At 49.2% G+C, this 11,407-nt stretch carries 12 protein-coding genes; 9 read left to right on the forward strand and 3 right to left on the reverse strand.

Translation table 11 applies throughout. The features are described 5' to 3' along the window. Positions 1 to 86 precede the first annotated feature (86 nt). Positions 87 to 1,241 carry an FtsW/RodA/SpoVE family cell cycle protein gene (locus NFR98_RS05120; protein WP_014097516.1) on the forward strand — a complete coding sequence of 385 codons (1,155 nt, stop codon included), beginning with the start codon at positions 87 to 89 and terminating at the stop codon, positions 1,239 to 1,241. A gap of 35 nt (positions 1,242 to 1,276) precedes the next feature. Here NFR98_RS05120 and NFR98_RS05125 read toward each other — a convergent pair whose 3' ends face one another. The 3 genes from NFR98_RS05125 to NFR98_RS05135 all read right to left on the reverse strand — a co-directional run bounded on the left by NFR98_RS05125 (position 1,277) and on the right by NFR98_RS05135 (position 2,399). Beyond that, on the reverse strand, positions 1,277 to 1,624 hold the full coding sequence (locus NFR98_RS05125) for a spore coat protein (RefSeq protein WP_014097517.1): 348 nt from the start codon (positions 1,622 to 1,624) through the stop codon (positions 1,277 to 1,279). Between the two features lie 318 nt (positions 1,625 to 1,942). Continuing rightward, positions 1,943 to 2,197, reverse strand: coding sequence for a hypothetical protein (locus NFR98_RS05130; protein WP_014097518.1), 255 nt, complete (start codon positions 2,195 to 2,197; stop codon positions 1,943 to 1,945). Positions 2,198 to 2,267: 70 nt separating this feature from the next. Next, a complete protein-coding gene (locus NFR98_RS05135; RefSeq protein WP_013860151.1) occupies positions 2,268 to 2,399 on the reverse strand; it encodes a YuzL family protein in 132 nt (43 codons plus the stop codon). Positions 2,400 to 2,597: 198 nt separating this feature from the next. Between NFR98_RS05135 and NFR98_RS05140 the strand changes: the two genes are divergently transcribed. The 8 genes from NFR98_RS05140 (at position 2,598) to sufC (ending at position 11,398) form a co-directional block, all read left to right on the forward strand. After that, the gene (locus NFR98_RS05140) at positions 2,598 to 4,982 is read left to right on the forward strand and encodes a 3-hydroxyacyl-CoA dehydrogenase/enoyl-CoA hydratase family protein (protein ID WP_014097519.1); all 2,385 of its coding nucleotides are present in this window, start codon (positions 2,598 to 2,600) and stop codon (positions 4,980 to 4,982) included. Between the two features lie 178 nt (positions 4,983 to 5,160). After that, positions 5,161 to 6,339: an acetyl-CoA C-acetyltransferase gene (locus tag NFR98_RS05145; protein ID WP_014097520.1), complete on the forward strand. Its 1,179-nt coding sequence runs from the start codon at positions 5,161 to 5,163 to the stop codon at positions 6,337 to 6,339. Between the two features lie 264 nt (positions 6,340 to 6,603). Further along, positions 6,604 to 8,388: an acyl-CoA dehydrogenase FadE gene (locus NFR98_RS05150; RefSeq protein ID WP_014097521.1), complete on the forward strand. Its 1,785-nt coding sequence runs from the start codon at positions 6,604 to 6,606 to the stop codon at positions 8,386 to 8,388. Between the two features lie 103 nt (positions 8,389 to 8,491). Further along, positions 8,492 to 8,851, forward strand: coding sequence for an arsenate reductase family protein (locus NFR98_RS05155; RefSeq protein WP_014097522.1), 360 nt, complete (start codon positions 8,492 to 8,494; stop codon positions 8,849 to 8,851). A gap of 70 nt (positions 8,852 to 8,921) precedes the next feature. After that, positions 8,922 to 9,305 carry a glycine cleavage system protein GcvH gene (gcvH, locus tag NFR98_RS05160; RefSeq protein WP_014097523.1) on the forward strand — a complete coding sequence of 128 codons (384 nt, stop codon included), beginning with the start codon at positions 8,922 to 8,924 and terminating at the stop codon, positions 9,303 to 9,305. A gap of 58 nt (positions 9,306 to 9,363) precedes the next feature. Next, on the forward strand, positions 9,364 to 9,672 hold the full coding sequence (locus NFR98_RS05165; RefSeq protein WP_014097524.1) for a thioredoxin family protein: 309 nt from the start codon (positions 9,364 to 9,366) through the stop codon (positions 9,670 to 9,672). 248 nt (positions 9,673 to 9,920) lie between these two features. Next, on the forward strand, positions 9,921 to 10,277 hold the full coding sequence (locus NFR98_RS05170) for a hypothetical protein (protein ID WP_014097525.1): 357 nt from the start codon (positions 9,921 to 9,923) through the stop codon (positions 10,275 to 10,277). A gap of 335 nt (positions 10,278 to 10,612) precedes the next feature. After that, complete coding sequence (sufC, locus tag NFR98_RS05175) at positions 10,613 to 11,398, forward strand: Fe-S cluster assembly ATPase SufC (protein WP_014097526.1); 786 nt, start codon at positions 10,613 to 10,615, stop codon at positions 11,396 to 11,398. Positions 11,399 to 11,407 lie beyond the last annotated feature (9 nt).

Consider the following 11,407-nt stretch of genomic DNA (forward strand, 5'->3'; position numbering starts at 1 on the left):
AAAATGATGGGGGTCAGTTGTTTTGAAGGATCCGTATCATTTATTTTATTTTACGGCCGGCGGTTCCGGCATTGAGAAGTCAGGTGATGGAATTGTCTTCGCGGGATGAAGGTTCTAAAATTGATTACGGGCTGGTTTTAACGCTGATGTTGTTCTGCATTGTCAGCCTTGTTGCCATTTATACGGCTGACAGCAGCTTTCTGATAAAACAAGTCATCAACTATGTGGTCGGCGCGATCATTATCGCATTGGTGATCCGCCTTGACTCCGACCAGCTGAAAAAAATATCGTGGTACGGTTACGGGTTCGGGATTTTGCTGTTGATTTTGCTGATCCTGGCACCAGCCAGCATTGCCCCGGAGCGTAATGGGGCGAAAAACTGGTTTGTGTTTCCGGTAATTGGGACATTCCAGCCTTCTGAAATCATGAAGCCATTTTTAATTTTAGCAATGGCGCGCCTTATTTCCGATCATAATGAAAAAGTGCTGAACCGGTCAGTAAAATCGGATTTCTGGCTGTTTGTGAAACTCGGCATCTGCTTGTTTGTGCCGCTCATGTTGACCATTGGGCAGGATTTGGGAACGTCACTTGTGTTTATTGCGATATTTTTCGGGCTTGTATTTGTGTCAGGCATCACATGGAAACTATTGCTTCCGATTTTTAGCAGCGGCGCGGCACTGGCAGGATTGATTTTTTATCTCGTCCTCTGGCAGCCGGCACTTCTCGAAAAATATCTTGGCGTCCGTTCGTACCAGTTTGGCCGGATCTATGCCTGGATTGATCCTTATAACTATTCCAATACAGACGGCTACCACCTGATTCAGTCCCTTTTGGCCATTGGTTCCGGCCAGACGTTTGGAAAGGGGCTTGGCACAACTGAAGTGAGCCTTCCGGAAAACCAGACGGACTTTATTTTCAGCGTGATCGGCGAGCAGTTCGGCTTTATCGGCGGGAGCATTGTTATTGGCCTGTTTTTTATGCTTATTTACCATATTATAAAAGCAGGGCTTGAGACGAAAAATGATTTTTATTCCTACATTTGCGCAGGCGTCATTGCGATGATTACGTTCCATGTGTTTGAAAATATCGGCATGACGATCCAGGTGCTGCCGATTACCGGGATCCCGCTGCCGTTTATCAGCTACGGTGGGAGTTCGCTGATGGGGAATATGCTTGCGGTCGGATTTATTTTTTCAATCCGTTACCATTACAGAAAATATATGTTTTCTAACGAAAAATAAAAAACAGGCGGCCCCGTGCCGCCTGTTTTTTGCGGCTATTGCACCTGCCCGCCGTACGGGAATTGCGAAGCGTAGCCTTGGTGCTGCTGGAAAGACTGTTGCAGTTTTTGCTGTTCTGCCGCTTCCATACTGTACCAGCCTTTTTGGAACATCGTCTCATACAATTTGCGCTGCTCATTCTGCGTTTCCGTAAAAATGGTCAGAAGATCGCGATACAGTTTTTCGTGGCTCGCTTCGTTCATAGCAGTATTATAAGAAGCGGTCATATATTTTTCCATCGAAAGCAGGTCATTGGCAAGATCGCGGTCGTTCATTTCTGGTGTTTCAGGAAATTGTGTCTTCGGGTTTTGAATTTTTTGCTGCTGCTGTTGTTGGGAATCCAAATGTTGTACCTCCTTTTTTAAAATGGTCGTATTATGCGCGTTCCGCATTTAGGTATCTCTGCCGCGAGACACGTGCAGATTCGCCTGCCAGGGCTCGGACGGGGCAGCGCCCGTTTTCCGTTAATCACGGTTGCCGGGGCGGCCAATTCAGGCCGGGAAGTGCGGTTGCCCCGGACGGACAGCCTGCTTTTTTCTTTGGCCCGAGCTGTGCGCGCATTCCGGAGCGGGGTGCCTGCCCCTTTCCGGGTGCGAACGCATGCCCTTTATGAACGGGAAAAGCAGGGTTCGCTTTTTGTGGCAGGCTGGCATTCATTTTTGTTATTGCAAGTGGCTTTTCAAATGCCCCAAAATCTGGTTGTAGTGGCGCTGGTGCATTTGCCCGCATGCTTCAAAAACAGCTTTCAATTCATTGTCCTGGCAGCGCGTTGCCGCATCATGCGCTTTTTTCATCGCCAGCAGATTCCAGGCCAGCATATCATCCACATAGGCCAAATCTTTTGTTGACATGACATCGGGTGGGGCGTTGTAAACCGTTTGCCCGTTTTGCTGCTGTGAAAAAGGCTGTTGTTGCATTCCATTTCCTCCTTTATCCAAGTCTTCCTTTATTGTTTGAATGAGCTGCGGATCCTATGCAGCCGCCTGCTTATTTTTTGTACTGGTTGTTTTGGCTGTTTACTTTTCCGCCGCCGTCACGCTCCACTGTCGGGCCGGCATTGCCTTTTACGCTTGCCGCGCTCACACCCGCTTTTGACGGATTTTTCTTTAGCTTTGCCATTGGTTCACCTCCCCACGCTTTTCGTTTAGCTTGCCCAAAACGGCTAGACATATAAAAAATTTTAAAAAATGGCGATTTTTTGAGATGAAGTGATTGATAGAATGAAAAAATTCGTATATATTATTATTAAAGATGAAAGCGTTATTTTTTTAAGCGCTTAATGAATGAGCATTCATTCAAAAAGAAAGGGGATGCACTATGCGGTATACCATTCAAAAAGCGGCTGTCATCGGTTCCGGTGTAATGGGATCGGGCATCGCCGCACATCTGGCAAACATCGGGATTCCGGTACTTTTGCTCGACATCGTCCCGAATGCACTCACGGAAGCAGAGAAAGCAAAGGGGTACACATTGGAGGACAAAGCCGTCCGAAACCGCTTCAGCCAGTCTGCACTGCAGAAGCTTTTAAAACAGAAACCGGCCCCGCTCACATCGAAAAAGAGCCTGGCGCTTATTGAAGCGGGCAACCTGGAAGACGATCTTGAACGGCTGAAAGAAGCCGACTGGATTATTGAAGTGGTAACAGAACGTTTGGATATTAAAAAATCAGTATTCGAAAAAGTGGAACGCTTCCGCCGGCCGGGAACCATTGTAAGCTCAAACACGTCCGGCATTTCGATCGAAGCGATGGCGGAAGGGCGGAGCGAAGATTTCAGAAAGCATTTTCTCGGGACCCACTTTTTTAACCCGCCGCGCTATTTGAAATTGCTCGAAGTGATTCCGACCGCTGACACCGACCCGGACGTCACTTCATTTATGAAACAGTTCGGCGAAGATGTGCTCGGAAAAGGTGTCGTGCTTGCAAAAGATACGCCAAACTTTATTGGCAACCGCATCGGTACATACGGCCTGCTTGTCACCGTGCGGGAGATGATGAAAGGCGGCTACACGGTCGGCGAAGTCGATTCCGTGACAGGCCCGGTGATCGGCCGGCCAAAAAGCGCAACGTTCCGGACGCTCGATGTGGTCGGGATCGATACGTTCGTCCATGTTGCGAATAACGTGTATGAAAAAACGGAAGGCGAAGAAAAAGAAGTTTTTAAAGTGCCGGCATTCATGCACAAGCTCGTTGAAAACGGCTGGCTTGGCAGCAAAACCGGCAAAGGCTTTTATGAAAAAAAGGGAAAAGAAATCTATGAATTAAATCCGGAAACGCTGGAATACGGCGAACGCACGAAAATGAAAGCGGCTTCTTTGGAAGCGGCCCGGCAGGCAAAAGGAACTGCCAATAAAATCAAAACGATTGTGTATGCGGATGACCGTGCCGGACGGCTGCTCTGGAATATTCTCGCGCCTTGCCTTGTGTATTCGGCAGAACTTTCAGGCGTGATTGCCGATGATATTCTCGCCATCGACCAGGCGATGAAATGGGGCTTCGGCTGGAAATTCGGCCCGTTTGAAACATGGGATGCAATCGGCGTTGAAAAATCCGTGCAAAAAATGGAAGAGGACGGCCTTCAAGTGCCCGGCTGGGTGAAAGGCATGCTGGAAAAAGGCTTCACGTCTTTTTACAAAGAAGAAAACGGCGTTGTCTCGTACTATGACAACGGAGCATACAAGCCGCTTCCAGCCAATCCGAAAGAAATCAATCTCAAAGCTTTGAAAACGCAGGGCAAAGTGCTGAAAGAAAATGCCGGCGCAAGCTTAATCGACATCGGCGACGGGGTGCTGCTGCTTGAATTCCACTCAAAGAGTAACACAATCGGGCTCGACATTTTGCAAATGATCAATTATGCCGTGGACGAAGCAGAAAAGCATTACAAAGGAATTGTGATCGGCAACCAGGGCAAAAACTTCTGTGTCGGCGCAAACCTTGCTTTGATGCTGATGGAAGCGCAGGATGACAATATTTTTGAACTTGACATGGTCGTCCGCCAGTTCCAGAACACGATGATGAAGATCAAATACAGCCAAAAACCGGTTGTCGCGGCACCGTTTGCGATGACTTTGGGCGGCGGCGCGGAGGTGTGCCTGCATACGGCGCATATCCAGGCGGCAAGCGAAACGTATATGGGCCTTGTCGAAACCGGTGTCGGCCTGCTTCCGGGCGGCGGCGGTAACAAAGAGCTGTACATCAAGCATTTGAAAAACATTCCGGAAGGCGTACAGTTTGACTTGCAAAATGTCGTGAACAAGGTATTTGAAACGATTGCAATGGCGAAAGTGTCCACTTCTGCTGAAGAAGCGCGCGAGTCCGGCTTCCTTGACCGGACGGACGGCGTCAGCTTTAACCAGGACCATTTGATTTATGATGCAAAACAGGCTGTGCTACGCCTTGCTGACGCAGGGTACAAACCGCCTGTCCGCGAAAAAGTGCCGGTCACAGGTGAATCCGGTTATGCGGCGCTGTTGCTCGGGGCACAGCAAATGCATCTGTCGGGCTATATTTCCGACTATGACCTTGAAATCGCGAAAAAGATCGCCTTTGTGCTTTCAGGCGGGAAAGTGCCGTTCGGGACAAAAGTGGATGAACAATACTTGCTCGATTTGGAAAGGGAAGCGTTCCTGAGCCTGATTGCACAGCCGAAAACACAGCAGCGGATGCAACACATGCTGTTAAAAGGAAAACCGTTACGGAATTAAAGCCACACGGATTGGCGAATGCCGATCCTCTGGCAGGAAAAGATTCCGTCCAAATTTTTCGCATACAACATAAAGGGGTTCTCCCAAGGAAAGCGGCTGTATATGGGAAAACCCCGATTCATCACCCCATGCGGTGATGAAGGGGCCTTTTACAAAAACACGGAAAGAGGGGAATGTGATGAGGGAAGCTGTCATTGTTGCAGGGGCGAGAACACCGGTCGGCAAAGCAAAAAAAGGGACGCTCGCACAAACACGGCCGGATGATTTAGGTGCACTTGTCGTAAAAGAAACGTTAAAACGCGCCGGCAACTATGAAGGAAATATTGATGATTTGATTATCGGCTGCGCCATGCCGGAAGCGGAACAGGGGCTCAATATGGCACGCAATATCGGGGCCCTAGCAGGATTGCCGGATACGGTGCCGGCGATTACGATCAACCGCTACTGCTCATCCGGGCTGCAGGCGATTGCTTACGGCGCCGAAAGGATCATGCTCGGCCACGCTGACACGATCATTGCCGGCGGTGCGGAATCGATGAGCCTTGTCCCGATGATGGGGCATGTCGTCCGCCCGAATGTACGACTTGCAGAAACTGCGCCGGAATATTATATGGGCATGGGGCATACGGCCGAAGAAGTCGCCAAAAAATTCGGCGTCAGCCGCGAAGACCAGGATGCCTTCAGCGTGCGCAGCCACCAAAAAGCGGCAAAAGCGATTGCAGAAGGCAAATTCAAAGACGAAATTGTGCCGGTTGAGGTCACATTACGTTCGGTCGGCGAAGACAACAAACTTGTTGAAAAGAAAGTCGTCTTTTCGCAGGATGAAGGGGTCCGGCCGGATACAAATGTAGAAACGCTCGGAAAACTGCGCCCGGCATTCTCGGTAACCGGAACCGTAACGGCCGGGAACTCGTCGCAAACAAGCGACGGCGCGGCTGCAGTAATGCTCATGGATAAAGAAAAGGCTGAATCACTCGGGCTTAAGCCGCTGTTGAAATTCCGCTCGTTCGCCGTTGCCGGGGTGCCGCCTGAAATCATGGGGATCGGCCCGGTGGAAGCCGTGCCGAAAGCTTTGAAACTGGCAGGGTTGAGCCTTGAGGATATCGGGTTGTTCGAACTGAATGAAGCTTTTGCTTCCCAGTCCATCCAGGTTATCCGCCAGCTCGGCCTTAATGAAGACATCGTCAATGTTAACGGCGGCGCAATTGCCCTCGGCCATCCGCTCGGCTGCACAGGCGCCAAGCTGACTTTGACGCTTGCCCATGAAATGAAGCGCAGAAACGTGCAGTTCGGCGTCGTCACGATGTGTATCGGCGGCGGCATGGGTGCAGCAGGTGTGTTTGAGCTCGTGTCCTGATTGCAGTGAGCCGAACCAGGCGGCTAGCCGGTTTCAAATGGCAACGTCAGATACCGGATCATGAAATGGATAGATGCCGGGGCCAAAAGCAGAGCAGCCGGTTCCGAACGGCAAAACACCGGACCATGGTAAAAAGCGGATCAGCTGTTTCTAAAGGCAAAACGCCGGAGCCGGATCCGCCTGTTGAATCGTTATTAATGGAAATAAGAGCCGCGGAGCACATCTGCGGCCGATCATTATAGATAAAAAGGAGAGGAATTGTAAATGGCAAACAAAACGGATGCATTTGTAAAAGGCGGCAGTTTTTTAATTGAGGACATCACACCGGACCAAGTGTTTACGCTGGAAGAGCTGACAGAAGAACAAAAAATGATCGCCAAAACGGCGGAAGACTATACGAACAATGAAGTGGTCCCGCAAATTGAATATCTGGAAAACCATGAATTTGACCGCTCTGTCAAATTGTTGAAAAAAGCAGGCGAACTCGGGCTTTTGAGCGCCGATGTCCCGGAAGAATACGGCGGTCTCGCCCTTGATAAAGTAAGCTCCGCCCTGATTTCCGAAAAGCTCGCAAAAGTCGGCGGTTTTGCCATTTCCCACGGCGCGCACGTCGGCATCGGTTCGCTTCCGATCGTTTTGTTCGGCAACGAGGAACAAAAGAAAAAATATTTGCCGAAACTCGCAACCGGCGAATGGCTTGCGGCTTATGCCTTAACGGAACCAAGCTCGGGCTCGGACGCACGGAGCGCCAAAACGGTTGCAAGATTAAACGAAGCCGGCACGCATTATATTTTAAACGGAGAAAAACAGTGGATCACGAACGCCGGATTTGCTGATGTTTTCACCGTGTATGCGCAGGTTGACGGCGACAAGTTCACGGCCTTTATCGTGGAACGCACATTCCCGGGCGTTTCAACGGGAGCGGAAGAAAAGAAAATGGGGATCAAATCTTCTTCCACAAGAACGCTTATCCTGGAAGACGTACCGGTTCCGGTTGAAAACGTGCTTGGGGAAATCGGCAAAGGGCATAAAATCGCGTTTAACATTTTAAACATCGGTCGTTATAAATTAGGCGTCGGCGCGGTCGGCTCCAGCAAACACGTGCTTGAAATCGCCTTAAAATATGCGAACGGCCGCCAGCAGTTCAAAACACCGATCTCGCAGTTTAACCTGACAAAAGAAAAATTCGGCACGATGGCATCGAAACTGTATGCAGCCGAAAGCTCCGTCTACCGGACAGTCGGATTGTTCGATGAAAGAATGAGCCACTTTACACCGGAAGAAGAAAAAGACGGGCGGGCAGTGGCCAATGCGATCGCCGAATATGCGATTGAATGCTCGCTGAACAAATTCTTCGCTTCTGAAGTGCTGGATTATGTCGTCGATGAAGCGGTGCAAATCCACGGTGGTTACGGCTTTATGGACGAATACGAAGTCTCGCGTGCCTATCGCGATTCCCGGATTAACCGCATTTTTGAAGGAACAAACGAAATCAACCGCCTGATCGTACCGGGCACATACGTGAAAAAAGCGTTCAGCGGGGAACTGCCGCTGTTACAAAAAGCGCAAAGCCTGCAGGAAGAACTCATGATGATGATGCCGGAACAAGTCGGCGACGCGCCGCTTGAACAGGAAAAATACCTCGTCCGCAACATGAAGAAGATCGCCCTGCTCGTCGCAGGCACTGCGTTGCAAACGTACGGCAAAAAATTCGAAAACGAACAGGAACTGCTTGCCAACGTGGCAGATCTCGTTTCGAATATATATGCGGCAGAATCGTGCGTGCTTCGGACGGAAAAAGCAATCAACAAAGATGGTGCCGAAAAACAGAACCAAAAACTGCTGTATACCCAAATTTTCACACAGGAAGCGTTCAATCAATGCGAACAAATTGCAAAAGAATCGCTCGCAGCCTGCCTTGAAGGCGACCAGCTGCAAATGACGCTTTCCGCCCTCCGCAAGCTGACGCGCCATACGCCAACCAATGTCATTGCGAAAAAACGCGAAGCCGCGGATAAATTGATCGATGCAGAACGCTATGTGCTGTAATAAAAGAAGGGATTTCCGGCCCGGCCGGAGTCCCTTTTCTTTTGCATCGCCGGGAAAAATCAGCTAACATACAGATAAGACAAGATGACAGGAGTGGACAAAAATGGCCCTTACTTTCTATTGGTATCCGAAATGCGGGACTTGCCGGAAAGCGAAAAAATGGTTGGACGAACATGACGTTGCCTATGAAGCGGTGCACATTGTCGAAAATCCCCCTTCAAAAGCACTTCTTAAGGACTTTTATGAAAAAAGCGGGCTGCCGATCAAAAGGCTGTTCAACACGAGCGGGCAGAAGTACCGCGAACTCGGTTTGAAAGACAAGATCCCGGAAATGAGCGAAGAAGAAGCGCTTGAACTGCTGGCTTCCGACGGCATGCTGATCAAACGGCCGATTCTTGCAGGCGATGCCTTTGCCGTGTTCGGATTTAAAGAGGATGCGTATGAAAAATTGCTGAAAAAGTGATTGATTTAAGCGCTGTTTTTCGGTAATTTAAAACTGAAGGCTATTACGGATACATAACGGAGGGATTGAGATGGCGGTACCTGAGGAACTGCGGTATACGGAAGATCATGAGTGGGTGAAAGAAGAAGACGGCCATGTCCGGATCGGCATCACCGATTTTGCCCAGGCCGAACTCGGCGATATCGTATTTGTTGAGCTGCCGGAAGAAGGCGATGAAGTCACGGCAAAAGAACCGTTTGGCAGTGTCGAATCCGTGAAAACGGTATCGGAACTGTATGCGCCGGTCAGCGGCAAAGTCGTTGCGGTCAACGCAGATTTAAGCGATAGCCCGGAATTCGTTAATGAATCCCCGTACGAAAAAGCGTGGATGATTGTCGTTGAACCGTCCGACCCGGCTGAATTGGATGATTTGCTGACGGCGGAACAGTACGAGGAAATGATCAACGAAGCATAAAAATAACAGGCACTGCACACCAAGCTGCGGTGCCTTTTTGTGTAAAGGATGGATTACGATGCAAGACTGGACAAAGGAAAAACAACTGGAGGAACGGATTTTGCAGGAAGAAAAACTTGCCCTGTACTTTTACACGCCATTATGCGGTACATGCCAGCTGGCGGGGAGGATGCTGGAGATTGCAGAACAGGCTGTCCCCCGATTTCCTTATGCCAAAGCCAATCTGAATTACGTGCCGCAAATGGCGGAAAAATACCAGATCGAAAGCGTGCCGTGCCTGCTCCTGCTCAAAAACGGGAAAGTAATAGACAAAGTGTACGCTTTTCAATCCGTCCCGTCACTATTTGAAAAATTGTCTTCTTTTTAATGAGACAACAGCGCAAACCAATCCGGTGTGGGCATTCATAAACGGAAACCTCGCTTGAATGGCGAAAAAAATGGCAGGGCTTTTGCGCGGAAACGCCGTTCAACCGCAGAAAAAACTTTTTTCAGACACCGTTCGAGCATGGCCGCCAAAATCAGCCGGGAAAGCGCACGATTTGTTGAACGATTTCAGCAGGATCAGCAGCGTCTGTGCAGAATAGGGAAAGGAAATAATGATTGGAGCGTGTTGCCATGAAACAGACCATCCAATTTTTCCTGAATAGCCTGGCACGGAAAAAACAATTGCGAATGCTGCTGCCGGCGGTGCCTGTTACCGTATTATTCCGTGATGGGGACGAATGCTGCCTCGTTGCTTTTTCCAAGGAGCGATGCGTGCAGCTTGAAACCGGCAATGCCGATTTTGAACTGGAAATGGCGCTCCGGCAATTCGAACAGCTCCTTTCCCGCCGCGCGCGCCTCGGCACATTTCTGAAAATGGGCGAACTCCGGTACAGGGGCACGTACCGCCATTTTTTGCTGCTGGAATCTTTGTTTTGGCTTTCAGGAACCCCGCAACCTGCACCAAAAAGTAAGGCCAAATCCGCCTGATTATCAAATAACAGGCTGAAAATGAGAATCACAGCATAACCGGGATTGCAAAACAAATCCCGGCTTTTTTTATGCTGTTTCAGGCAGCTTGCCGGATTTCCAATGTGCAATACAGGGAAATTCAAGAAATCTGTATCAGGAATTTTATGCCGGGTACATTTTGTGCTATGATTAATGAATAAGCAAGGCCGGAAAACCGCGGAAAAAAGATGGCATGCCATGGTTATCCACAGGTTTTTACTAGTTGCGCATAGTTTTCATTTGTTATAAAATAATAATGAGAATAAATTGAGAATAAATTGGAACTGAATATACAAATAACGGAGGAATTTTTTATGGCAGGATCAAAACTCGTAATAAAAGATCTTCACGTCGAAGTAGAGGGAAAAGAAATTCTAAAAGGGGTCAATCTTGAAGTAAACAGCGGTGAATTCCATGCGATCATGGGCCCGAACGGAACAGGGAAATCGACGCTGTCTTCTGCCATTATGGGGCATCCGAAATACATCGTCACCCAGGGGACCATCACGCTTGACGGAAAAAATGTGCTGGAAATGGAAGTGGATGAACGTGCGAAAGCCGGCCTGTTTCTCGCCATGCAATACCCAAGCGAAATCAGCGGCGTGACGAATGCGGAATTTTTACGCTCGGCGGTTAACGTGCGCCGCGGCGAAGGCAATGAAATTCCACTGATGAAATTTATCCGCGAACTCGACAAAAAAATGGAATATCTTGAAATGGATACGAACATGGCGCAACGCTATTTGAATGAAGGCTTTTCCGGCGGTGAGAAAAAACGGAACGAAATTTTACAGCTCATGATGATCGAACCGAAAATTGCGATTCTCGATGAAATCGACTCCGGCCTTGACATCGATGCATTGAAGGTTGTCGCAAAAGGGATCAACTCGATGCGCAGCGAAGATTTCGGATGCATCATCATTACCCACTATCAACGTTTGTTAGACTATATTACACCGGATGCTGTCCACATCATGATGCAGGGGCGCATCGTCAAATCGGGCGGTCCTGAACTGGCAAACCGCCTTGAAGCGGAAGGCTACGAATGGATTAAACAGGAACTTGGCATCGAAGACGAAACGGTCGGCCAGGAAGCTTAAGCAGGGGGC

Source organism: Weizmannia agrestimuris (genome assembly GCF_943193165.1).
GTDB classification, from domain to species: Bacteria; Bacillota; Bacilli; order Bacillales; family Bacillaceae_C; genus Weizmannia; species Weizmannia faecalis.